This is a genomic window from Streptomyces sp. NA02950 (assembly GCF_013364155.1).
In the GTDB taxonomy this organism is placed as follows: Bacteria; Actinomycetota; Actinomycetes; order Streptomycetales; family Streptomycetaceae; genus Streptomyces.
The window spans coordinates 5,531,744-5,554,629 of the sequence record NZ_CP054916.1 but is presented as its reverse complement, the minus strand read 5'-3'; the positions used below and the strand labels follow the sequence as shown (position 1 = coordinate 5,554,629).

The window sequence follows — 22,886 nt, the reverse complement described above, 5'->3', positions numbered from 1 at the left end:
CGGAATGGAGATAATCGTTCCATCACAGCATGAGCCGAGGTCAGGGGCGCGCGTGTCACACATCAGTTACGAACACGACATTCCGGTGACAGCGGGAATGGAGGAGGAGTCCTGGGCGGAGGCCCTCACCCCGCGGCTCGCCCAGTTCGCCGCCGTCGCCCGCCACGAACACGTCACCCGGGCCGCCCAGGAGCTCGGGGTGCCGCAGTCGACGCTCAGCCGGGCGATGGTCCGGCTGGAGGAGGACCTCGGCGTCGCGCTGTTCGCCCGGCGCGGCCGTACGGTGGCGCTCACCCCGGCGGGCCGGACGTTTCTGCGCTCGGTCGAACGGGCCCTCGCCGAGGTGGACCGCGCCGCCGAGTCGGTGCGGGCGGACGCCGATCCCGCCGCCGGACGCGTCTCGTTCGGCTTTCTGCACACCCTCGGCTCGGAGACGGTGCCCGGACTGCTCCGCGCCTTCCGGGTGGACCATCCGCGGGTCCGCTTCCAGCTGGTCCAGAACTACGGCGAAGCGATGATCGAGCGGATGCGGGCGGGCGGTCTCGACCTCTGTCTGACCTCACCCATGCCCGACGCCCCCGACCTCGTCGCGCGTCGGCTGGACGAGCAGCGGCTGCGGCTGGTGGTGCCGGACGACCACCGGCTGGCGGGCCGCCGCCGGATCCGTCTGGCCGAGGCCGCCTCCGAGGTCTTCGTCACCCTTGAACCGGGCTACGGGCTGCGCCGTATCACCGACGCGCTGTGCGCCGAGGCGGGATTCACCCCGAAGATCGCGTTCGAGGGCGAGGAGGCCGAGACCATCCGGGGTCTGGTGGCCGCCGGACTCGGGGTGGCCCTGCTGCCGCCCCCGGCGGTGCCGCGCCCCGGGGTGGCGGAGCTGACGGTCACCGCGCCGCGCGCGGTGCGGGAGATCGGCGTCGCCTGGCTGGACGGCCATCCGGACACTCCGCCGGTGGCGGCCTTCAAACGCTTCCTGCTGAGCAGAAGGGGTCAGTTGCTCGACTAACATCTGATCAACTCGGGCTTCCGGCAGGTGAAGACCCGCAATCGGCAAGAGTTCTTTCCATGAAAGGGCAACGGGGACTTGCGATCCAACAGAAAGCGGCGCATGAGCAGGAAGCGCCGGATATCCGTCGTCGCGGTGTGTGCCGCGGCGGCGATCACCGGCGGAGTGCTCTCGTCCAGCGCGTTCGGCACCGACGACGAGGAACAGCCCAAGGCCGCACGGCCGTCCACGGCTTCGGCGCCGGTGACGGACAACGCCGGGACCGCCACCGACAACGCCACCTTCGACAACGGTGTGATGGCGCTGAAGGCGCCCGCCACACCGCTCAAGACCGCGGCCGCCGCGCCCCACGGTGAGGGCTGGAAGCTGGCCGGTCCGGGCACATCGCTGTCGACCGGCTACACGATCAGGTTCTACGACCAGAAGTCCGCGGACTGGCTGTCCCGTTACGCGAAGGCGTCGGCGACGGACCTCCGGCGGGTCACCCACCTTCCGATCACCGTCGACACCAAGCCGGTCGGCTGGGACTACCAGCGGCCCAAGGGCGAGATCGTCATGGGCGTGCTCAAGCGTCCCTGCGTACCGCCCGCGGACGGCGACAGCCACGGATGGAAGGTGGTCCACGACGGCTCCGGCACCAAGAACCTCAGCTGCGGCTTCTTCTCCTCGTCCGTGGCGGACACGGTGACCAGCGGCCACGCCTACATCGACAGCTCGTTCTTCACCTCGGACGGCAAACCGCTGCCGTCCTGGGGTGAAACCTTCATGCGCAATCACATCAGCCATGAGATCGGGCACACGCTGGGCATGACCCACGCCAACCGCAGCGCCACCCGCGGCGACTGCGTCAAGGGCAGCGACTCCGGCGAGAAGCCGGTCATGTGCACCCCGGCCGATGCCTACCCGGACAAGCGCGCGGGCACCTACGTCCAGCAGTTCGACGTCCAGGGGCTGCGCCACCTCGCCAAGGGCGCCGGGGCCACCCTCTCGCCCCAGGGCAAGGTGACCGGCCTCGGCGGCAAGTGCCTGGACGTCAAGGGCGGCAAGGCCGCCAACGGCACCCAGATCCAGCTCTACCACTGCACCGGCGGCGTCGCCCAGTCCTGGCTGCTGGAGCGGGACGGCACCTTCCGCGCGCTCGGCAAGTGCCTGGACAACGCGGGCAACGCGGCCACCAACGGCAACAAGATCCAGCTCTCCGACTGCACCGGCAAGGCGTCGCAGAAGTGGTCGGTCAACGCCAAGGGCCAGATCGTGCACATCGCCTCGGGCAAGGTCCTCGATGTGACGGGCGGTTCCACCGCCGACAGCACCAAGGTCCAACTCCACTCGGCCAACAGCTACAAACGGCAGGTCTGGGTCACCCCGAAGTAACGCGTACACACCGAGAGGGCCGGACGGGCAGCTGCCCGTCCGGCCCTTCCCTGTCGGTGCGCCGCGTTACGCGATGCGCTCCAGCACGATCGGGGGCGCGCTGAACGCCGTGTCCGCCGGGGCGTAGTCCACCGCGCCGTCCAGGGCCCGGAGGGCGTAGTCGAACCTCGAAGGTGTGTCGGTGTGCAGGGTCAGCAGCGGCTGACCGGCGGTGACGCGCTCGCCCGGCTTGGCGTGGAGCTCGATCCCGGCGCCCGCCTGGACCGGGTCCTCCTTGCGGGCGCGGCCCGCGCCGAGCCGCCAGGCGGCGACACCGACCGCGTAGGCGTCGAGACGGGTGAGCACGCCGTCGGCGGCGGCCGGGACCACATGCCGCTCGCGGGCGACCGGCAGCGCCGCGTCGGGGTCGCCGCCCTGGGCGGCGATCATGCGGCGCCAGTGGTCCATCGCGGAGCCGTCCGCGAGGGCCTTGGCCGGATCGGCGTCCGGCAGACCCGCCGCGTCGAGCATCTCGCGGGCCAGGGCGAGGGTGAGTTCGACAACATCGGCGGGGCCGCCGCCCGCCAGCACCTCGACGGATTCACGGACTTCGAGCGCGTTGCCCGCCGTCAGACCGAGCGGGGTGGACATGTCGGTGAGCAGGGCGACGGTGCGCACCCCGTGGTCGGTGCCCAGGCCCACCATCGTGGTGGCCAGCTCCCGGGCGGCGTCGATGTCCTTCATGAAGGCGCCGGAGCCGACCTTCACATCCAGCACCAGCGAGCCGGTGCCCTCGGCGATCTTCTTGGACATGATCGACGAAGCGATGAGCGGGATGGACTCGACCGTCCCGGTCACATCGCGCAGCGCGTAGAGCTTCTTGTCGGCGGGGGCGAGGCCGTCGCCCGCCGCGCAGATGACCGAGCCGACCTCCCGCAGCACGGCCAACATCTCGTCGTTGGACAGCAGCGCCCGCCAGCCGGGGATCGCCTCCAGCTTGTCGAGGGTGCCGCCGGTGTGGCCGAGACCGCGGCCGGAGAGCTGCGGTACGGCGGCGCCGCAGGCGGCCACCAGGGGCGCCAGCGGCAGGGTGATCTTGTCGCCGACACCACCGGTGGAGTGCTTGTCGGCGGTGGGGCGCGGGAGGGAGGAGAAGTCCATCCGTTCACCGGACGCGATCATGGCGGCGGTCCAGCGGGCGATCTCCGCACGGTCCATCCCGTTGAGGAAGATCGCCATCGCGAGCGCGGACATCTGCTCGGGGTCGACCTCGCCGCGGGTGTAGGCGTCGATGATCCAGTCGATCTGGCCGTCGCTGAGGCGGCCGCCGTCGCGCTTGGCGCGGATGACGGAGATGGCGTCCATGGTGAGGTGCGGGCCCTTTCTCGCGTGGTGCGGGCGCCGGATGTCGGGGCGCCGGGGAATGAGGGGGTGCGGCCCGGTGGCGGCCGGGCCGCACTCCTGGGACGGGGGCGGGCCTAGCCCGGAGCGCCGAGGCGTTCGAGGTCGGCGGGGCCGAAGGCGTCCGGCAGCAGCTCGGCCAGCGGGCGGATTCCGGAGGCCGTGTCGATCCGGAGGCCGGGGCCACCGTGCTCCCACAGCAGCTGGCGGCAGCGGCCGCACGGCATCAGCACGGCGCCCTCGGCATCGCAGCAGGTGAAGGCGGTCAGCCGGCCGCCGCCGGAGGCGAAGAGCGCCGAGACCAGTCCGCATTCGGCGCACAGGGCGACGCCGTAGGCCGCGTTCTCCACATTGCACCCGGTGACCGTGCGGCCGTCGTCGACGAGCGCCGCGGCGCCCACCGGGAAGCGGGAGTACGGGGCGTAGGCCCGGGACATCGCGTCCCGGGCCGCCGCGCGCAGCGACTCCCAGTCGGGAGCCGCCGCAGCGGGTGTGCTCATGTGCCCTGTCCCTTCCGGTAGGGCCTGTTGTTGGCCTTGGGCATCCGCAGCCGTTGTGAGGCCATGCCCATCACCAGCAGGGTGACGATGTACGGGGTACCGGCGACCAGGTCGTTGGAGACGGTCTCCGACAGCAGGTACCAGACGATCAGCAGGACCGCACCGGCACCGGCCACCGCGCCTCCGACATAACTCTTGCGGAAGAGCCGCCAGCCCGCCAGCACAGCGAGGCCGAGTGCCACCAGCAGGAGCAGCGCGTGCACGGTCACGCCGCCGTTGCGCAGCTGGAGGGCGTCGGAGTAGCCGAACAGGCCCGCGCCCATCGCCAGCCCGCCGGGCCGCCAGTTGCCGAAGAGCATCGCCGCGAGGCCGATGTAGCCGCGGCCGCCGGTCTGGCCCTCGTTGTAGATGTGCGAGCGGACCAGGGCGAGGAAGACACCGCCGAGCCCGGCCAGGGCGCCGGAGGCGATCACGGCCAGGTACTTGTACAGGTAGACGTTGACGCCCAGGGACTCGGCCGCCGTCGGGTTCTCACCGCAGGACCGCAGGCGCAGTCCGAACGAGGTCTTCCACAGGACGAAGAAGCTGCCGATGATCAGCACCACGGTCAGCACGGTCAGCGCCGAGATGTCGGTGACCAGACCGCCGAGGATGCCGGCGACGTCCGAGACCAGGAACCAGTGGTGGTTCTCCAGGGTGGACAGCCAGTCGGACAGACCGGGCACGGTGAACGACGGGAGGTCGTCGACCTGCGGGGACTGCTTGGGCGAACCACCGATGTCGCTCAGCGGTTCGAACCAGCGCTTGGCCAGGTAGGTGGTGGCGCCGAGGGCGAGGATGTTGATCGCCACACCGGAGATGATGTGGTCCACCCCGAAGGTGACGGTGGCGACGGCATGGACCACCCCGCCCAGGGCACCGCCGAGGACGCCCGCGAGCACCCCCATCCAGGGGTTGGTCTGGTAACCGGCCCAGGCACCGAAGAAGGTGCCGAGGATCATCATGCCCTCGAGGCCGATGTTGACCACGCCGGCCCGCTCGGCCCACAGACCACCGAGGCCCGCGAGACCGATCGGAACGGCCATGGACAGCGCGGCGGCGATCTGGCCGGAGGAGGTGACGCGGTCGAAGTCCGCCTGCTGGGCGGCGTCGACGAAGGTCCGCAGCACCGACAGCGCGATCAGGCCGCCCGCGACGATCAGCAGCACCTTGGCCAGGGACATCCGGGGGGCGGATCCCGTGGCCTTGCCCGGCGTGGTCGTGCTCTTGGTGGTGGTCACCGTGGCACTCATGCCGGCACCTCCTGCTTGTCACTCTTGGCGGCCTTGGCCTGGGCGGCGAGCTCCGCACCGACCTTCTGCTGCTGGCGCTTGAGGCCGTAGCGGCGCACCAGTTCGTATGCGACGACGACGCACAGGACGATCACGCCCTGCATCACGCCGACGATCTCCTTGTCGTAGCCCTCGAACTCCAGGCGGTTGGCACCGCGCTCGAGGAAGCCCCACAGCACGGCGGCCAGTCCGATACCCACCGGGTTGTTGCGGCCGAGCAGGGCGATGGCGATACCGGTGAAGCCGACGCCCACGGGGAAGTCGGCGGTGAACTGGTGGGTGTCGTTCAGCACGGTGGGCATGCCGATCAGACCGGCCATCGCGCCGGAGAGCAGCATGCTGGTGAGGACCATGCGCTTGACGTTGACACCGCTGGCCTCGGCGGCGGACTCGGAGCGGCCCACCGCGCGCAGGTCGAACCCGAACCGGGTGCGGCCCAGCAGGAACCAGAAGCCGACCCCGGCGAGGACGGCGACGACGATGAAGCCCCAGATCGGGTCCAGGTCGCCACCGGCCGGGATGGTGAAGAAGTGGCTGGACTCCGGCAGTGCTTTGGTGGCCACGATGTTGGTCTGCTTGTCCAGCACACCCAGCCGGCCGTCCACCAGCAGATAGCTGATGAGAATGCCCCCGAGGGAGTTCAGCATGATGGTGCTGATCACCTCGCTGACGCCGCGGTAGACCTTGAGCAGACCGGCGATGGACGCCCACATCGCGCCCACGAGCATGGCGACCAGGATGATCAGCGGGATCTGCACCAGACCCGGCAGCCCCATCGCGCCGCCGGCGGCGGCGCCGAAGAAGGCGCCCAGCCGGTACTGGCCGTCGACGCCGATGTTGAACAGGTTCATCCGGAAGCCGATGGCCACCGCGAGACCCGCCAGGTAGTACGTCGTCGCCTTGTTGAGGATGTAGACCTGGCTGTCGGACTTGATGCCGTAGTCGAACATCACGCCGAAGGCGTCGAACGGCGCCTTGCCGGTCGCGGCCAGCACCAGTGCGGTCAGCAGGAACGCGCTGACGATCGCGAGCAGCGGGGCCGCGACCGCGAGGAGCACCCGCTCCTTGTCGAACTTCTTCATCGGTCCTCTCCCCCAGCCGGGGCGGCGTCGGCCGGTGCCGCGTCCGCCGGGACGTCGTCGGCCGGGACGTCGGCGTCGGCCGTGCCCTCGAGATGGCCGGAGGCCGCGCCGGTCATGGCCGAGCCCAGCTCCTCCGGGGTGATCGTGGCGGGGTCGGCGTCGGCGACCAGCCGGCCGCGGTACATCACCCGCAGGGTGTCGGACAGGCCGATCAGCTCGTCCAGGTCGGCGGAGATCAGCAGTACCGCCAGGCCCTCGCGCCGGGCGGCGCGGATCTGGTCCCAGATCTGCGCCTGGGCACCGACGTCCACCCCACGCGTCGGGTGCGCGGCGATGAGCAGCTTGGGCCGGTGGCTCATCTCCCGGCCGATGATCAGCTTCTGCTGATTGCCGCCGGACAGGGAGGCCGCGGTGACCTCGATACCGGGGGTGCGCACGTCGTACTGGGTGACGATCCGCTCGGTGTCGCGGCGGGCGGCGCCCGGGTTGAGCAGCCCGCCCTTGCTGTTGGGCGCCTCGGTGACATGGCCGAGGATGCGGTTCTCCCACAGCGGGGCCTCCAGCAGCAGGCCGTGCCGGTGGCGGTCCTCGGGGATGTAGCCGATACCGCCCTCCCGCCGCTTGCGGGTGGGGGCGTGCGAGATGTCGGCACCGTCGAGGGTGATGGCGCCCGCGTCGGGGTCGCGGATGCCCATGACGGCCTCGACCAGTTCGGCCTGGCCGTTGCCCTCCACACCGGCGATGCCCAGGACTTCGCCCTTGTGGATGGTGAGGTCGACGCCGTCGAGCACCGCGCGCTCCACACCGTCCACATCGGTGGCGGTCAGCCGCAGTCCGTCGACGGTCAGCATCTTCTGGTCGGTGACGGTGGACTCGCGCGTCTCCGGGGAGGGCAGTTCACTGCCGACCATCAGCTCGGCGAGCTGGCGGGGGCTGGTCTCGGACGGGACCACGGAGGCCACGGTGGTGCCGCGCCGGATGACGGTGATGTCATCGGCCACGGAGAGGACCTCGCCCAGCTTGTGGGAGATGAAGATGACGGTGAGGCCCTCGGACTTGAGCTCGCGGAGGTTGTCGAAGAGCGCGTCGACCTCCTGCGGGACGAGGACCGCGGTGGGCTCGTCGAGGATCAGCGTGCGGGCGCCGCGGTAGAGGACCTTGAGGATCTCCACCCGCTGGCGGTCGGCGACGCCGAGGTCCTCCACGAGGACGTCGGGGCGGGCCCCCAGGCCGTAGGCGTCGGAGATCTCCTTGATCCTGGCGCGCGCCTTGGCGCCGATGCCGTGCAGCTTCTCCGCGCCGAGAACCACGTTCTCCAGCACGGTGAAGTTGTCGGCCAGCATGAAGTGCTGGTGCACCATGCCCACGCCACGGGATATCGCGTCCGCCGGGGAGTACAGTTCGGCCCTTTTGCCGTTGATCGCGATGATGCCCTCGTCCGGGCGCTGCATCCCGTAGAGGATCTTCATCAGGGTCGACTTGCCCGCACCGTTCTCGCCGACGAGGGCGTGGACGGTACCGCGGCGCACGGTGATGTCGATGTCGTGGTTGGCGACGACTCCGGGGAACCGCTTGGTGATTCCGCGGAGTTCTACGGCGATGTCCTCCTGGACGTCGCCGGCGGGGGCGCCCTTGGGTGGGCTGGCGGCTTTGATGGCGCACTCCTGAGGGGCGAGAGCGGTGGGGCCGGCCGCGAGCGTGCCCGGGGGCGCGCTCGCGTCGGAAGTGCCACGGACCCGGGCGGACGGCTGGTCCCCCCGGGTCCGTGGGCGGACGGTGATCAGTCCTTGTAGGTGTCAGCCACCTTGATCTTGCCGTCGATGATCTTCTTCTTGGCTTCCTCGATCTTCGGCTTGATGTCGTTGATGAATCCGCCGGAGTACGAGAGGGAGACGCCGCCGCGCTTCAGGTCGTAGGTCTGGACGCCGCTCTCGGCCTTCTTGTCCTTGACCACGCTCTTGATGAAGTCGTAGACCGAGTTGTCCACGGTCTTGATCATGGAGGTCATGATCGTGTGCTTGTACTGGGCCAGGCCCTTGTCGTAGTACTGGTCGCCGTCGACACCGATCGACCAGGTGCCCTTCTTCTTGGCGGTGGCCTCGATGGCGCCCGCGCCGGAGCCGCCGGCCGCCGAGAAGATCACGTCAACCTTGTTGGAGAGCATGCCCTCCGCGATGTCCTTGCCGCGGTCGGGCATGCCGAAGCCCTTGGCCGAGCCGACCTGGACCCACTGGACGTCCAGCGACGCCTTGGGGTTGGTGTCCTTCAGGCCCTGCTGGAAGCCGCCCGCGAACTTCTTGATCAGCGCGCTGTCGGTGCCGCCAATGAAGCCGACCTTGTTGGACTTGGTCTTCAGGCCCGCGGCCACACCGGCGAGGTAGGAGCCCTCGTGCTCGGCGGAGACCAGGCTGGCGACGTTCTTGAGGTCGACGACCGAGTCGACGATCGCGAAGTCGGTGTCCTTGTACTTCTTGGCGGCCTTGGTGAGCGAGGGGGTCCACGCGTAGCCGACGCCGACGACCGGGTTGTAGCCCTCCTCGGCGAGGCTGGCCAGCTTGTCGTAGCGGTCGGCGTCGGTGTCGCCGTCCTTCGCCGTCAGCTCGGTGCCACCGACCTTGAAGTCCTTCTTGGCCTTGTCGAAACCCTTGGCGGCGGAGTCGTTGAAGGAGTGGTCGCCGCGGCCGCCCACGTCATAGGCCAGGCCGACGCCCTTGTCCTTGCTTTCCGATTCCGAACTGCTGCCACAGGCAGTGGCGGAGAATGCGAGGGCCGCGGTGGCAAGCCCCGCGACAACTATCTTGGATACCCGGCGCACGAGGGTCCCCTCTGACTCGAAGCGCCTCCTTTGGCGCTGGCTCCGCCGCATCGTAACGCGCGTAGATGTCAGATAAAGCCCCCCTCGGAAGCCGTTATCGGATCGTCGCGAACGTGCCTTGACCGAGGGGGTACCGAGGGGCGCCGAGGGGGCTACAGAAGGTTTCGGTCGAGCAGCGCGGCCGCGGTGAACAGCTCCACGCCGACCTGGATGGCGCCCTCGTCCACGTCGAAGTCGCCGCAGTGCAGATCGCGCCGGGTGCTGTCGCCGACGCGGCGGACGCCCAGCCGGGCCATCGCGCCCGGCACCCGCTCCAGGTACCAGGAGTAGTCCTCGCCGCCGAGGCTCTGTTCGGTGCTCTCGACCGCGGTGGCGCCGCGGCGGGCGACCATGGCGTCGCGCAGCAGCTCGGTGGAGCTCGCCTCGTTGACCACCGGCGGGACGCCGCGGATGTAGTTGATCTCCGACTTGGCCCGGTGCAGGGTGGCGATCTCGTCGACCGCGGCGTGCACCAGGTCCGGGGCCTCGCGCCAGGCGGGCAGATCCAGACAGCGGATGGTGCCGGACAGCTCGGCGTGCTGCGGGATGACGTTGCAGGCGTGACCGGACTCCACCCGCCCCCAGGTCAGGGCGAGACCGGAGCGGGCGTCGACTCGGCGGGCCAGCAGCGCGGGCACCTCGGTGACCACCTTGGCGGCGGCGGTCACCAGGTCGGTGGTCAGATGCGGACGCGCGGTGTGGCCGCCCGGTCCGTCGAGGGAGATCTCCAGCCGGTCGCAGGCCGAGGTGATCGGCCCGGTGCGCAGCCCGATCCGGCCGACCTCCACCTTGGGGTCGCAGTGCAGGGCCAGGATCCGGCCGACGCCGTCCAGGACGCCCGCGTCGATCGCGTCGGCGGCGCCGCCGGGCAGCACCTCCTCGGCGGGCTGGAACAGCAGCCGCACCGGGCGGTGCAGCCGCCCCTCGCGGGCCAGCTCGGCCAGGACCAGACCGGCGCCGAGGACGACGGTGGTGTGCACATCGTGGCCGCAGGCGTGGGCGCGGTCGGCGAAGGTCGAGCGGTAGGGGACGGTCTTGGTGTCCGGGATGGGCAGCCCGTCGATGTCGGCGCGCAGCGCCAGCAGCGGCGCGACCCCATCGCGGGGGCCGATGTCACAGATGAGACCGGTGCCGGAGGGGAGCACCCGCGGTACGAGGCCCGCCTGCTCCAGCCGCGCCTTGATCGCGGCGGTGGTGCGGAACTCACAGTTGCCGAGCTCCGGGTGCATATGCAAATCCCGCCGGAAGGAGATCAGTTCGGCGCGCAGCGCATCGGGGAGCGCACCGGGCAGTGCCGCGTCGGCGGTGGGTGTGGCATCGGTCTCATCGAGGGACATCAATTGCTTCACCTGAAGAAGCGTAGAACGGCAACCCGGTCGTCCGAATGTCGATCAACAAAACTTCAACCGGATCGGGGAGGGGAAAGTACCCCTCCCGGCGCATGATCTCCCTAGTCAGGGGGTATAACAGCGCGCTTTGTCGTGAGAAGCGCCACACGGCCGTCCGAGCGACGGTGTCAGGAAGCTGCCACCGCGGTCCCGGGAGCCGCGGGTCTCCCAGGAGGCACGGGCCTCCCAGGAGGCGGCGCGGGCGGCGTCCGCGGCTCCGGGGCCGGCGGCACCGAGCTCACCCGCCGTACGTCCCGGGCGGTGCCGGTGACCCCCGACAGGAACCCCTGGGCGCGCGGCGAGGCGTCGCTCGTCAGCCAGGCCGGGTCCACATCGCAGACGGCTACCTGCACCCCTGTGCCCACCAGCGCCAGCGGCAGGGTGTGCACCACGGTCGAGGGGAAGCTCACGATGGTGTGGCCGATGGGGCCGCGGCGAGCTATCAGCTCCAGCGGCAGATCGGGCCGTACGATCTCCAGCCCCACCTCGGCCGAGACCCGGTGCAGCTTCTCGGCGCTCTCCCGGCGGTGGGCGAAGTAGCGGGTGGCGCCGTGGGTACGGGCCAGGGCGGCGACCGCCTCCAGATAGCGCTCCAGATCCACCACCCCGGTCTCCACCAGGGAGGTGCCCACCAGATCGGTGCCGCGGGTGAGCCGGGGCGGGCCGAAGCGGGCCCGGGTCCAGGCGAAGTCGTTGGCGGTGACGGTCACTCCGGGGGGCGGCTCGACCGGCATGGAGCTGAAGACCTCGACCCGGCGCTTGTCGCCCGGGGTGAGCCGGCGGCGTGCGGTGGCCGACACCGGCGCGAAGACCATGTCGCGCGCCCCTCGGCTGCTGCCGCGCCGGTGCCAGCGCACCAGCCGCTCCCCGTTGGCGAGCTGGGAGATGAACTCCATGGTGGCCGTGCCGTCGTCCACCACGACCAGGTCCCGGGCACGGGTGAGGGTGAGCAGCAGCTGCACATAGCGCGAGAAGGGATCGCCTATGACGATCCGCCCGGCGCGGCGCAGCGGCCCGCGCAGCCCGCCGATGGTCTTCAGCGGGGCGCCCGCCCCGCCGCGCGCGTCCTCCCAGCGCACCGTGAGGCCCTCGTCCCGGGCGAGCTCGGCCATCCGGCGCAGCTGGCCGCGGGTCATCGGATCGTGCGGGGAGAGCACCACCACGGTGAGGTCCAGGGCCGCGCCCAGCGGCGGCAGCCGGTCCGGCGCCACGCCGGACGCGCCGGAGCCGTCGGCCGCTTCGGAGCCACCGGAGGTCCCGGAGTCACCGGCCGCGGCCGCTCCCGTATCGCGCAGCGCGTCCGTGTACGCCCACTCCAGCACGTTCAGCAGCTGGACCGGGCTCTCCACGAAGGCGAGGGTGCTCAGGGGTGACGAGGGGGCGGAAGGCATCGCACCGTCCACGGAGGGCATCGCACCGTCCAAGGGCAGGGCCCGGAACCGGCGGGCAGCCCCCGAGTGCTCGGGGGCGCCCGCCGTCTCCGGGCGCGGGCCGGTCTCACCGGCCGGTGGGTTCACGTCGAGGTGCCTCAGACCGCGACCGGCTCGCGCTCGGCGGCCTCGCCCTCGGCGACGACGCCCGCGACCCGGCGCAGCTTCTTCATCGGGCCGAGCTCGCTCTCGTAGACCTTCTTGACGCCGTCGCCGAGCGACTCCTCGACCACGCGGATGTCGCGGACCAGGCGCTGGAGGCCCTGCGGCTCCACCGAGGCGGCCTGGTCCGAGCCCCACATGGCGCGGTCCAGGGTGATGTGACGCTCGATGAAGGTCGCGCCGAGCGCGACGGCGGCCAGGGTGGTCTGGAGACCGGTCTCGTGGCCGGAGTAGCCGATCGGCACGTTGGGGTACTCGGCCTGGAGCGTGTTGATCACGCGCAGGTTGAGCTCTTCGGCCTTGGCCGGGTAGGTGGAAGTGGCGTGGCAGAGCAGGATGTTGTCGCTGCCCAGCACCTCGACCGCGTGGCGGATCTGCTTGGGGGTGGACATACCCGTGGACAGGATGATCGTGCGGCCGGTCGCCCGCAGGGCGCGCAGCAGCTCGTCGTCGGTCAGCGAGGCGGAGGCCACCTTGTGCGCCGGGACGTCGAACTTCTCCAGGAAGGCGACGGCCTCGGTGTCCCACGGGGAGGCGAACCAGGAGATGCCGCGCTTCTTGCAGTGCTCGTCGATGGCGCGGTACTCGTCCTCACCGAACTCCACGCGGTGGCGGTAGTCGATGTAGGTCATCCGGCCCCAGGGGGTGTCGCGCTCGATGTCCCACTGGTCGCGCGGGGTGCAGATCTCCGGGGTTCGCTTCTGGAACTTGACCGCGTCACAGCCCGCGTCGGCGGCGGCGTCGATCAGCCGGCACGCGTTCTCCAGGTCGCCGTTGTGGTTGATGCCGATCTCACCGGTGACGTAAACCGGCTGGCCGGGCCCGGCGGTCTTGTCACCGAGGGTGCGGAGGCGAGAGATGGAGCTCACTTAAGACAGTTCCTTTCCGAGAATCCACGAGGCGATCTCGCGGATCGCGCCGTCACCACCGGGGGTGGAGGTGACCGCACGTGCGGCGCCGCGCACGACGTCGTGCGCACCTGCGACCGCCACGGGCCAGCCGACGAGGCCGAAGCACGGGAGGTCGTTGACGTCGTTGCCGACGTAGAGCACGCGCTCCGGCGCGATGCCCTGCTCCTCGCACCACTGCTTCAGTGCGAGATCTTTTCGGTCGATGCCGTGGAGCACGGGGACCTGGAGTTTGCGGGCCCGTGCGGCGACGACCGGGTTTTTTTCCGTGGACAGGATCAGCAGCGCCAGCTCCGCCCGGCGCAGGGCGGCGATCCCGAGCCCGTCGCCGCGGTGCACGGCGACGAGTTCGCGTCCTTCGGAGTCGATCAGCACCCTGTCGTCGGTCTGGGTGCCGTCGAAGTCGAGTACCACCGCGTCGATGTCGTCGCGGGTGGGGAGGGAGCCGGGCCGGTCCGCGTCCAGCAGCGGCGACAGCGCGCGGGCGCGTGCCAGGTCGTGCGGGTCGTCGACCTCCAGCACCCGGGCGGCGTCGGTGCGTACCAGGTCGGTGCGGCCGAAGAAGCGGTGCCCGGCCTCGCGGAAGCCGTGCGCGTCCATCGCGTAGGCGGCGCCGGTCTCCAGGAAGTCCTGGGGGCGGTCCTGCCGGCGCGGGCGGTACGCCTTGTCGTGGTTGACCCCGTCGCCGCCGTCGGCCTCCGGCAGCTCGCCCTCGCGCCAGACGAAGCCGTGGAAGGGCGCGACCGTCAGGGCGCTGTCGGCGCCCTTCTCGACCACCGCCGCGGCGACCCCGTCGATGTCCTCGCGGACCAGGAACGGGCTGGTGCACTGCACCAGCAGCACCACGTCCACGGCGGTGCCGCTGAGCGCCTCGTAGGCGTCCATGGCGTGGATCACCGCGGCCTCGCTGGTGGCGGTGTCGCCCGCGATGGCCGGGGGCCGCTGGATGACCTCGGCGCCCGCGCCGCGGGCCGCCGCGGCGATCCCGGAGTCGTCGGTGGAGACGACCACGTCCGTCACCAGGCGGCTGGCCCGGCACTCCCGGACGGCGCGCGCCACCAGCGGTACGCCCCCCACGGAGGCGAGATTCTTGGCGGGGACGCCCTTCGACCCGCCGCGGGCGGGGATCACGGCGAGTACACGCCGGTCGGAGGAGGGGGGCATCGCGGCTCCTTCGGTACTTTCGGAGGTGGTCACAGCGGTGGTCACAGCTCCCCCATCCGGCGGATGACGGGAGCCACGCGCTGTACGCCGTGGCGGTAGGCGCCGCGGGCCGCCTCGCGCATCGTGTTGCGCACCACCCGGCGCAGGCCCCCGGTCCGGGCCCCGTCCTCGGGGGCGGCGCCGGGGCGCGGCCGTCCGTCGGGCTCGAAGCCGTAGCGGGCGAGCCGTCCCGGCAGATAGCCGGGGGCGGTGGCGCGGGTGTAGTAGGGGTCGAGCGGCGGCAGGCTGTCCGCGGCGGCCAGTTCGGCGACCCGCTCCCGAGCGGCGTCGAACCAGGTCTCGTAGGGCCCGTCGGCGGCGACGCCCTGGCGGGCGAGCCACGCGGGGTCGGCCTCGGGCCGGTCTCCGGCGTCCAGCTGGTCCCAGGAGGCCAGACAGCCGGAGCCGAGGAAGTGGTGGTTGCCCAGCGTCTCGCGGATCCCCAGGTCCGTGAGGACGGCGGTGGGGATGCCCCGGTGCAGGGACTCCAGGGCGGCTGTGGAGCTGACCGTGACCAGCAGATCCGCGGTGTCCAGGACCTCCCCCATGTTCCCGTACGCCAGACGGAAGTTGGCGGGGAGTCCGTCGCCGAGCCGGTCGATCAGCTTCTGGTAGGGAAGCTCCTCGATATGGGTGGTGTGCTCGCCCGGCTTGCTGCGCAGCTTGACCACGACCTCGCGGTCGGGGTGGCGGCGGGCGTGCTCCACCGCGCGGCGCAGCAGATAGGTGCGGTCGGCGCGGTTGTCGGGGACGGACGGCTGGACGGCGAAGACCACGGTGCCGCCGGGGTGGGCGCGGTCGAGCCGGGCCTTCTCGTCGTAGCGGGCGCCGCCGAGGAAGGGCAGCGCGCACTCCACGACGCTGTCCGCCGGGGCGCCGACGCCCCGGTAGACCTCGCGGAACCGCTCCGCGTCATGGCGGGAGTTGGCGAGGACCACATCGGCGCCGTGGCGCAGCAGCAGACCGTCGGCCAGCTTCTCGTAGACCACGCCGACATAGCCGGTGACGACCACGGGGCGGCGGGCGGCGCCGCGCCAGGCGTGGGCCAGACCGTGCACCATGGCCTGGACGGCCCCGCCGACCAGGGAGAGCACGATCACGTCGTAGTGTTCACGGTCCATCGCGCGGACGAATTCGGTGCCGGTCACCTCGCGCAGCGCGTCGGCGCGCACCCCCACCTCGGCGAGTTGCCGGACGGTCGGCGTCGCCCGGCCGCGCAGCAGAAAGCCGTCCAGGCGGCGACCCGTTTCCGAGTCATCCGGGACGAGGCGCTGTGCGGTGAGCGCGCCCCATTTCCACCGGGTGTCGGAGTCGGCCAGCACGGCCACTCGCGGGGATGTTGGGATAGGTGAGGACACGTCGAAGACGCTAGGAAGCGATTTCGATTGACGGCCCAACGGCGGAGCAACAAAGGGTTAACAGCGCGTCGACGATTGGCGAATCGCCAGCCCGGAAGAGCTGGTTAACCGTTCCGACGTTCTTCGTTCACCTTTAGGTACCCCTCTGGTCAAGACGAATGCCGGACGGCAACCTAGCGTCACCGGCGTGGTTAAGCTCTCCGTCATCGTGCCGTTCTACAACGTGCAGACCTATGCCCCCGACACGCTCAGAAGCCTGCGTGCGAACGCGCGCGAGGACTTCGAATTCATTCTCGTCGACGACTGTGCCACCGACGGGACGCCGGAGATCCTGGAGCGCGCCGAGCGCGAGCTGCCGGGGGCCGTCTACGTACGGCACGAGAAGAACGGCGGGCTCGCCACCGCGCGCAACACCGGGCTCGACGCGGCCCGGGGCGAGTATCTGGCCTTCCTCGACGGCGACGACTGGCTGGCGCCCGGGTACTACGCCCAACTCCTCGCCGCCATGGAGGACTTGGGGTGCGACTTCGTCCGCACCGACCATGTCCAGTGCACCGCCCGGGCGCGCTCGATCCACCGGGTGCCGCACGGCCGGCGCGGAGTGATGATGAACCCGCGGGACGCGATCCTGCCCGCCGACCGCTCCACCTCGGTGGACTACGCGTTCGCCTGGGCGGGCATGTACCACCGGCGGCTGCTGGACGAGGGACTGCTGCACTTCACCCACGGGCTGCGCACCGCCGAGGACCGGCCCTGGATCTGGCGGCTGCACCGTGAGGCACACACGTTCGCCGTGCTCGGACTGCACGGGGTGTTCTACCGGCGCGGGGTCTCCTCCTCGCTCACCCAGATCGGCGATGTGCGACAGCTGGACTTCATTCGCGCATTCGATCAGGTCATCGAGGAAACGGCCCGGGACCGGGATGCCGACATCCTGCTGCCGAAAGCCGTGCGCACCTATTGCGCGATCATTTCCCATCACCTCGGAAACATCGAGCGATTCGAACCCCAAGTGGCCAGGAAACTCCGTTCCCTGTCGGCGGCCGCGATGAAACGCATGCCCCAGGACGTACTGAAGGACGCGCTGGAATCCATGGACTACGAGCGCGCCGCACGGCTGCGGCGAGTCAAGCGCCGCCCGGCGCCGGAGGTGGCCGCCTGATGTCCGGCTACACCCCCCGCGCCGCGCGCAAGCGCACCCAGATCTTCCTCGCCTCGACCCTCTACGGGGCGGCGACCCTCGCGGCCGCCATCGACGCGGGAAGCGTCGAACCGGCCGACCGCCGGCTGCTGCTCATCAGCAACAACGCGGCGACCCCGGAGACCACCCCGGCCGTGGACGAGATGCCCGGCTTCGAACGGCTGCGCGGCCGCTTCGACCGGGTGCTGTCCTGGAACGAGACGATCAGCCCGTTCCACCCCGGCGGCTGGTCCCCGCGCTCCGACGACGCCCCGCTGTGGGAGCGCCATCTGCGGCTGCTGTGGAACCTCGGCGACGACGACATCACGCTGGTGCTGGAGTCCATCCAGGTCAACCCGGCGTTGGCGGTGGCCCATGTCTTCCAGGGCGCGCCCATCGACGTCTACGCCGACGGTCTGATGAGCTACGGCCCGACCCGCAACAAGCTGGATCCCCTGATCGGCACCCGGATCCAGCGGCTGCTCCACCTGGACCTGGTGCCGGGGCTGCGGCCGCTGCTGCTCACCGAGTTCGGTGTGGAGCCGGAGATCCTGCCGACCGAGGTGTTCACCACGGTGCTCGCCGAGGTCGCCGAGGCCGCCCCGCGCAGTGTGGCCTCCGCCAGTGAGCGGATCGCCACCGGCGCCGGACCGGCGCTGATGCTCGGCCAGTATCTGTCCGCGCTGGACATCCTCACTCCGCAGGAGGAGGAAGAGCTGCATGTGCGGATGTTGCGCGGTGCCGTGGCGCTGGGCCACCGCACGGTCGTCTTCAAACCGCACCCCACCGCCCCGGCCCGCTGGTCGCGGCTGCTGGAGAAGAAGGCGGCGGAGCTGGGCGCGGAGCTGACCGTGCTGGACACCCCGGTCCTCGCCGAGGTGCTGTACCAGCGGATGCGCCCGGCCCTGGTGGTCGGCTGCTTCTCCACCGCGCTGCTCACCGCGAGCGTCTTCTACCGACTGCCCGTCGCGCGGATCGGCACCGATGTGCTGCTGGAGCGGCTGACGCCCTACCAGAACAGCAACCGGATGCCGGTGACCATCGTGGACGCGCTGCTGCCCGACCTGGAGGACCACCGGGCGGTGACCGCGGACACCCAGCCGGTCGACGAGCGCGCCGGACGGCGGCTGACCGGGCTGGTCTCGGCGGTGGGCTTCGCGATGCAGGCCAAGATCTACCCCGGGCTGCGCCCGGCCGCCGAGCGCTATCTGTCGGCCCATCTGGACGCCCACACCTGGCGCTACTTCAAGCGCCGGCGGCTGACCGCGCTCGCCCTCCCCGGTTCGGTCCCGTCCCAGCTCGCGTTCATCCCGCGCAACGAGGCGGTGCGCCGGGTCGCCCGCCGCGCCCGCGCCCTGAAGCGGGCCGCGCTGAAGCGGACGGCCACGGGATGAGCCGGATGCCCCACCGGACACCTGCGCGCGGCCCCCATGAAGGAGTGACGGCGTGACGGCCGATGACCGAGCGCCCTCCATATCGTGCCCGCGTCCGGAGGCGAGCGCATGACCGCGACCACCGCCCCCGACGCGGGCCCCATATCCCTCGCCCCCTCCCCCGCGGCCGGACCGGGGCCGCGCCCCGCGCGCACCGCCCATCCGCCGCGGCTGCGCGCGCTGGACGGGCTGCGGCTGCTCGCCGCGCTCATGGTCGCCGCGTACCACTACGGCGGCCGCACCGGAGAGATCGGCAAGGCGTGGGGCACCTCGCCCCGTGAGCAGTTCCCCACCGCCTCGTCCTCCTTCGCCTACGGCTGCCTCGGCGTCCAGATCTTCTTCGTCATCAGCGGCTTTGTCATCTGCATGAGCGGATGGGGGCGGCCGCTGCGCTCGTTCTTCGCCTCCCGCGTCTCCCGGCTCTTCCCTGCCTACTGGGCCGCGATCATCCTGGTGACCGCCGTGTTCGCGCTGCCCTGGGTGGCCTACGAGGCGGTCTCGCCCAGTGACGCCCTGGTCAACCTGACGATGCTGCAACAGCCGCTCGGCGTGGACCGGGTGCTGGGTGTGTGCTGGACGCTCTGGGCGGAGCTGCGCTTCTACGCCCTCTTCGCGCTGTTCGTCGTCCTGCCCGGGGCCAACCGCCGCCGTGTGGTGCTGTTCTGTGCCGTCTGGACCCTGGGCGCGGCCGTCGCCCAGGCGGCGAACCTGCCGCTGCTGGACGTGGTGCTGATGCCCGAGTACGCCTCGTACTTCATCGGCGGCATCGGCCTGTACCTGGTCCACCGCTACGGCCATGACGCCCTGGCCTGGGGCATCGTCGCGATCAGCTTTCTGATCGGCCAGCACTACGCGATCGCCGGACTCTGGCACCCGGCGCGGATGGAGAACGCCTTCTCCTACCGCTCGTCCACGGGCATCATCGCCGTGGTGGCCTTCGGCTACGCGGCGGTGGCGCTGATCGCCCTCGGCAAGCTGCACTGGGCGAACTGGCGCTGGCTGACCGTGGCCGGGGCGCTGACCTATCCGTTCTATCTCATCCATGAGCATCTGGGCTGGGTGGTGGTCGGGGTGCTGCACCAGAGGCTGGGCCTCCCCTCGTATGCCACCCTCGTCCTGACCGTCGCGCTGATGCTGACCCTGGCCTGGCTGCTGTACCGCTTTGTCGAACAGCGGCTGACCCCGCTGCTCAAGCGGTCGCTGTCCGCCGTCCGGATGCCGTAGCCGCGCCGCCGTCGCCCCGCGAGCGCCCCTCCCGGGCAGAGGTCCGGGAGGGGCGCTCATGGCATTCGGCGGCCGGCCGCCAAGCGGCCTCGCTGACGTCCGGTGCGCTTCGGGTGCGCCCCTAAGGGGCGCGGGGAACTGCGCGACCGGCCACGACGCGGCCGCAGACACACAACGGCGTCTCTCGGCACTTCCCGCGGAGCGCTCAGCCGCAGTGCTGGGCCTTCTCCTCCTCCGTCATCGGACGGGTGTGCTGGGTCCTGGTGCTGGACGCGTCCTTCTTGGGCGCGGTCGACTCGAACGGCACGTACCAGATGTAGTGGCCGTAGAACTTGTCCTCGAAGTGCAGCTCGTAGGTGCCCTTGACCTTCTCCAGGGTGGGTTCGCGGGTCACCCAGCCCACCTCACCGGGGCGGACGTCCACATTGGTGGTGTCGGTCTCGGTGTGCGAGGTCTCCCAGGTGTGCCCGTAGCTGGTCTCGATGCTCACCTTGAAGACCTCGGAGAAGCCGTACTCGGCGCTGAGCGAGACCCCGAGGCTGTTGCTCTCCCCGGTGGTGTCGGCCCAGGCGATGCTCGAACGCTGGAGGTTCTGGGTGCAGTTGTAGGCCGAGTCTCCGACCTGGTGAGCCTCCCCCATGACGTCCGTGGGCGCGCCCTCGGGGTGGAAGACGCAGGAGTCGGTGCCGTTGTCGCACTTGTCGAGCAGCTCACGCATGGTCGGCGTCTCCTCGGCCTGCGCGGAAGGAGCCATGGCGGCGCCGCCCAGGACGGCCACCGCGGACAGCAGGACGGCGGCGCGGGTACGGCGGAACCGGCGGGGCCCGCCACCGGTGCGTATGCGGTTGATCATGTGAAGTTCTCCCGTGGGGGGTGTTGCGACGAGAAGGGAAACCGGAGATCGGATCAGCCCGGTGCCGTTCAGCTGAAACCGATCGACTGGGTGCGGTCGTTCATCATCTGGCCGATGTCGGCGGTGTTCTCGTCGAACGGGCCGTCGCGGTCACCGCCGAGGCCCGGCTCCGGGTAGAGCCAGACCGCGCAGTTGCCCCAGGGCTGCACCGAGGAGATGCGGTTCTTCCAGTCGTCGGCCAGGTCGTGCTGGTAGTTGACCCAGCCGTCCTTCTCGCACAGGCCCGGCCCGGTGATGGTGAGCGAGGAGCCGGTGAAGTTCTTCCCGTCGAAGAACGTCCCCTGGATGACGTCCCCCTCCGCCTTCGTCCTCGCCTTCGACGCGGCTCGGGATGCCGCCGTGGCCCGGAGACCGGACAGCTCCGCCCGGAACGACGGGGACGCCGCGGCCTCCCGCGGCGTGGCGGGGGCGTCGGTCACCCGGCCGTCGGTCGCTCTGTCGACGGCCGCGGTGAAGGTCGCGAAGCAGCTCTGCTGTCCCGAGCGGGCATCCACCACGCAGTGACGCGGGGCGGGTTCGGCGGCGGTGGCGGTCTGCGTCCACGGAATGCAGACGCTGCCGGTGACGACGGCGATGGCCACCCCGGCGAACCGGGCACGGGTGGTCTGTATCGCCATACGAACACCTCCTAGCTGAGTGTCATGGGCACTTCTCACCACCGCGCCTGCTCGCCCTGGTACGGACCAAAACCGCGAAGATCCCTAGGAGGTTTAGGGATTCCCGGGTTGCGTTACCGGCAGCAGCCGGATCGTCCGAGGTCAGCGCCAACGGGGTGTGTCGGCTCCCCAACGGCCGGGCGGGCGACTCCAGTTGAAGCCTCCGCCGCCGGGCCGGACGAGTGGCGAACGGGCGTACCGCAGCGCCCCGTACGGCGATTCCGTCTCCGCCAGCCACGGCGCCGGGTCGTACTCCGGCCCGCCCTCCGGGGCCGGGGTGACACCGTGCATCAGCCAGGACGCGGTGCCCGCGAGCGAGAAGCGCAGCCGCCGTCCGGCGCCGGTGTCCTGGCGTGCGGTCAGCGCGCGCAGCACCGCCGCGGCGATCAGATAGCCGGTGCCGTGGTCCAGCGCCTGGGCGGGCAGCACCCCGGGGCGGCCGTCCGGTCCGGCTTCCAGCGCGGCGATCCCGGTCGCCACCTGGACCAGGCTGTCGAAACCGCGGCGGCCGGTCCACGGCCCGGACCAGCCCCAGGCGCACAGCTCGGCGACGATCAGCCCGGGGTGCCGCTCGGTCAATGTGTCCGCTGCGAGTCCGAGGCCATCCAGCGCGCCGGGGCGGTAGCCGCTGACCACCACATCGGCGCGGGCGAGGAGTGCGTCGAAGGTCCGGCGGTCCGCCGGGTCGCCGAGGTCCAGCCGGGCGGACCGTTTGCCGAAGCCGGTGTCGGCGTGCGCGTCCGGGTCCTCGGGCAACCGCGGCGCGTCGATGCGCAGCACGTCGGCGCCGAGTACGGCGAGGGTGCGGGTGGCCACGGGACCGGCGATGACCCGGGTCAGATCGAGCACCCGTACGCCCTCGGCGGGCAGGGCCGCGGCGGGCAGCGGACGCGGTCCGGCATCCGGCCCCGGCCCCGGAACCGGCCGCGACTCGACCAGCGGAAGTGCGTCCAGCGGCATAGCGGTGGCGCCGGGCTCCGCCAGGGCCACGGCCAGGGCCCCCGCCGCGTACGCCGTCTCCTGCGCCTCGTGCGCCGGGCGGGCCGCCAGCTCCGCGCGCAGCCGCTCCACCTGCTCCTCCGGTGTACCGCGTGCGGGGATGCCGAGGGTGGCCAGCAGCCGGGCGCGGTGGTGCGGATAGTTGGCGTGGGTGCGGACCCAGCCGTCGGCCGCGCGCCAGAAGCCGGACAGCGGCGCGAACGACACCGGCCGCCGTTCCTCGATCCGCAGCTGCCGCTCGCTGACGAAGGCCGTGGCCACCGCGGCCTCGGCCACCCGGAGCTCCGCGAGCCCCGCCGCCGGGTGGCCGGAGCGCCGGGCGTCGAGTTCGGCGGCGGCCAGCGAGCACACCCCCACGGTGGCGCGCGCCAGCTCCCGCACCGGCAGCCGGGCGGGCAGCACTCCGGCCGACGGCGCGTACATCACCTTCGCGGCCAGAGCCGGTGCGCCGCCGAGGGCGGCCCAGGCGTCCGCGGTCGTGGTGTCGATCTGCCCGTGGTCCATG

The 22,886-nt window shown here is 71.2% G+C and carries 19 protein-coding genes; 5 read left to right on the top strand and 14 right to left on the bottom strand.

From position 1 onward, the window contains the following. The first annotated feature begins 4 nt into the window (after positions 1 to 4). Entirely contained in the window at positions 5 to 1,006 is a 1,002-nt protein-coding gene (locus HUT19_RS24335; RefSeq protein ID WP_217712282.1) for a LysR family transcriptional regulator, read from the top strand. A gap of 102 nt (positions 1,007 to 1,108) precedes the next feature. Beyond that, complete coding sequence (locus HUT19_RS24330; protein ID WP_176182495.1) at positions 1,109 to 2,380, top strand: RICIN domain-containing protein; 1,272 nt, start codon at positions 1,109 to 1,111, stop codon at positions 2,378 to 2,380. Between the two features lie 66 nt (positions 2,381 to 2,446). Here HUT19_RS24330 and HUT19_RS24325 read toward each other — a convergent pair whose 3' ends face one another. From HUT19_RS24325 to HUT19_RS24275, 11 genes are all read right to left on the bottom strand, one after another. Further along, entirely contained in the window at positions 2,447 to 3,724 is a 1,278-nt protein-coding gene (locus HUT19_RS24325; protein ID WP_176182494.1) for a thymidine phosphorylase, read from the bottom strand. A gap of 113 nt (positions 3,725 to 3,837) precedes the next feature. Continuing rightward, a complete protein-coding gene (locus HUT19_RS24320) occupies positions 3,838 to 4,260 on the bottom strand; it encodes a cytidine deaminase (protein ID WP_176182493.1) in 423 nt (140 codons plus the stop codon). Next, on the bottom strand, positions 4,257 to 5,552 hold the full coding sequence (locus tag HUT19_RS24315) for an ABC transporter permease (RefSeq protein WP_176182492.1): 1,296 nt from the start codon (positions 5,550 to 5,552) through the stop codon (positions 4,257 to 4,259). The genes HUT19_RS24320 and HUT19_RS24315 overlap by 4 nt, the downstream gene beginning before the upstream one ends. Continuing rightward, complete coding sequence (locus HUT19_RS24310) at positions 5,549 to 6,673, bottom strand: ABC transporter permease (protein WP_176182491.1); 1,125 nt, start codon at positions 6,671 to 6,673, stop codon at positions 5,549 to 5,551. The genes HUT19_RS24315 and HUT19_RS24310 overlap by 4 nt, the downstream gene beginning before the upstream one ends. Continuing rightward, positions 6,670 to 8,328, bottom strand: a complete 1,659-nt coding sequence (locus HUT19_RS24305; RefSeq protein ID WP_176187239.1) for an ABC transporter ATP-binding protein — start codon at positions 8,326 to 8,328, stop codon at positions 6,670 to 6,672. Before HUT19_RS24305 ends, HUT19_RS24310 begins: the two co-directional genes overlap by 4 nt. Before the next feature lie 125 nt (positions 8,329 to 8,453). Continuing rightward, positions 8,454 to 9,488 (bottom strand): BMP family protein, encoded by a 1,035-nt coding sequence (locus HUT19_RS24300; protein ID WP_176182490.1) that lies wholly within the window; start codon positions 9,486 to 9,488, stop codon positions 8,454 to 8,456. A gap of 152 nt (positions 9,489 to 9,640) precedes the next feature. Further along, complete coding sequence (locus HUT19_RS24295; RefSeq protein WP_176187237.1) at positions 9,641 to 10,864, bottom strand: amidohydrolase; 1,224 nt, start codon at positions 10,862 to 10,864, stop codon at positions 9,641 to 9,643. Between the two features lie 179 nt (positions 10,865 to 11,043). Next, positions 11,044 to 12,306, bottom strand: coding sequence for a hypothetical protein (locus HUT19_RS24290; RefSeq protein WP_176187235.1), 1,263 nt, complete (start codon positions 12,304 to 12,306; stop codon positions 11,044 to 11,046). Positions 12,307 to 12,443: 137 nt separating this feature from the next. Continuing rightward, positions 12,444 to 13,376, bottom strand: coding sequence for an N-acetylneuraminate synthase family protein (locus tag HUT19_RS24285; protein WP_176182489.1), 933 nt, complete (start codon positions 13,374 to 13,376; stop codon positions 12,444 to 12,446). Next, on the bottom strand, positions 13,377 to 14,579 hold the full coding sequence (locus HUT19_RS24280; protein WP_176182488.1) for an acylneuraminate cytidylyltransferase: 1,203 nt from the start codon (positions 14,577 to 14,579) through the stop codon (positions 13,377 to 13,379). Between the two features lie 41 nt (positions 14,580 to 14,620). Further along, positions 14,621 to 15,940, bottom strand: coding sequence for a DUF6716 putative glycosyltransferase (locus HUT19_RS24275; RefSeq protein ID WP_176187233.1), 1,320 nt, complete (start codon positions 15,938 to 15,940; stop codon positions 14,621 to 14,623). Between the two features lie 223 nt (positions 15,941 to 16,163). On the opposite strand from HUT19_RS24275, the gene HUT19_RS24270 reads away from it, so the two are divergent. From HUT19_RS24270 to HUT19_RS24260, 3 genes are all read left to right on the top strand, one after another. Beyond that, positions 16,164 to 17,138 (top strand): glycosyltransferase family 2 protein, encoded by a 975-nt coding sequence (locus HUT19_RS24270; RefSeq protein ID WP_176182487.1) that lies wholly within the window; start codon positions 16,164 to 16,166, stop codon positions 17,136 to 17,138. Then, positions 17,138 to 18,550 (top strand): polysialyltransferase family glycosyltransferase, encoded by a 1,413-nt coding sequence (locus HUT19_RS24265; protein ID WP_176182486.1) that lies wholly within the window; start codon positions 17,138 to 17,140, stop codon positions 18,548 to 18,550. Before HUT19_RS24270 ends, HUT19_RS24265 begins: the two co-directional genes overlap by 1 nt. 108 nt (positions 18,551 to 18,658) lie before the next feature. Next, positions 18,659 to 19,813 carry an acyltransferase gene (locus HUT19_RS24260; protein WP_176182485.1) on the top strand — a complete coding sequence of 385 codons (1,155 nt, stop codon included), beginning with the start codon at positions 18,659 to 18,661 and terminating at the stop codon, positions 19,811 to 19,813. 205 nt (positions 19,814 to 20,018) lie between these two features. Here HUT19_RS24260 and HUT19_RS24255 read toward each other — a convergent pair whose 3' ends face one another. From HUT19_RS24255 to HUT19_RS24245, 3 genes are all read right to left on the bottom strand, one after another. After that, a complete protein-coding gene (locus HUT19_RS24255) occupies positions 20,019 to 20,666 on the bottom strand; it encodes a hypothetical protein (protein ID WP_176182484.1) in 648 nt (215 codons plus the stop codon). 68 nt (positions 20,667 to 20,734) lie between these two features. Beyond that, positions 20,735 to 21,343: a hypothetical protein gene (locus HUT19_RS24250; RefSeq protein WP_176182483.1), complete on the bottom strand. Its 609-nt coding sequence runs from the start codon at positions 21,341 to 21,343 to the stop codon at positions 20,735 to 20,737. A 141-nt stretch (positions 21,344 to 21,484) separates the two neighbouring features. Further along, positions 21,485 to 22,885 (bottom strand): CoA transferase, encoded by a 1,401-nt coding sequence (locus HUT19_RS24245; RefSeq protein ID WP_176182482.1) that lies wholly within the window; start codon positions 22,883 to 22,885, stop codon positions 21,485 to 21,487. Between the last annotated feature and the right edge of the window lies 1 nt (position 22,886).

What these genes read in the sequence shown, in the direction of transcription:
- HUT19_RS24320 (WP_176182493.1), bottom strand. Translation starts at nt 4,260, where the DNA reads ATGAGCACACCCGCTGCGGCGGCTCCCGACTGGGAGTCGCTGCGCGCG.
- HUT19_RS24245 (WP_176182482.1), bottom strand. Translation starts at nt 22,885, where the DNA reads ATGGACCACGGGCAGATCGACACCACGACCGCGGACGCCTGGGCCGCC.
- HUT19_RS24335 (WP_217712282.1), top strand. Translation starts at nt 5, where the DNA reads ATGGAGATAATCGTTCCATCACAGCATGAGCCGAGGTCAGGGGCGCGC.
- HUT19_RS24265 (WP_176182486.1), top strand. Translation starts at nt 17,138, where the DNA reads ATGTCCGGCTACACCCCCCGCGCCGCGCGCAAGCGCACCCAGATCTTC.
- HUT19_RS24280 (WP_176182488.1), bottom strand. Translation starts at nt 14,579, where the DNA reads ATGCCCCCCTCCTCCGACCGGCGTGTACTCGCCGTGATCCCCGCCCGC.
- HUT19_RS24290 (WP_176187235.1), bottom strand. Translation starts at nt 12,306, where the DNA reads ATGCCTTCCGCCCCCTCGTCACCCCTGAGCACCCTCGCCTTCGTGGAG.
- HUT19_RS24250 (WP_176182483.1), bottom strand. Translation starts at nt 21,343, where the DNA reads ATGGCGATACAGACCACCCGTGCCCGGTTCGCCGGGGTGGCCATCGCC.
- HUT19_RS24295 (WP_176187237.1), bottom strand. Translation starts at nt 10,864, where the DNA reads ATGTCCCTCGATGAGACCGATGCCACACCCACCGCCGACGCGGCACTG.
- HUT19_RS24255 (WP_176182484.1), bottom strand. Translation starts at nt 20,666, where the DNA reads ATGATCAACCGCATACGCACCGGTGGCGGGCCCCGCCGGTTCCGCCGT.
- HUT19_RS24315 (WP_176182492.1), bottom strand. Translation starts at nt 5,552, where the DNA reads ATGAGTGCCACGGTGACCACCACCAAGAGCACGACCACGCCGGGCAAG.
- HUT19_RS24330 (WP_176182495.1), top strand. Translation starts at nt 1,109, where the DNA reads ATGAGCAGGAAGCGCCGGATATCCGTCGTCGCGGTGTGTGCCGCGGCG.
- HUT19_RS24260 (WP_176182485.1), top strand. Translation starts at nt 18,659, where the DNA reads ATGACCGCGACCACCGCCCCCGACGCGGGCCCCATATCCCTCGCCCCC.
- HUT19_RS24310 (WP_176182491.1), bottom strand. Translation starts at nt 6,673, where the DNA reads ATGAAGAAGTTCGACAAGGAGCGGGTGCTCCTCGCGGTCGCGGCCCCG.
- HUT19_RS24325 (WP_176182494.1), bottom strand. Translation starts at nt 3,724, where the DNA reads ATGGACGCCATCTCCGTCATCCGCGCCAAGCGCGACGGCGGCCGCCTC.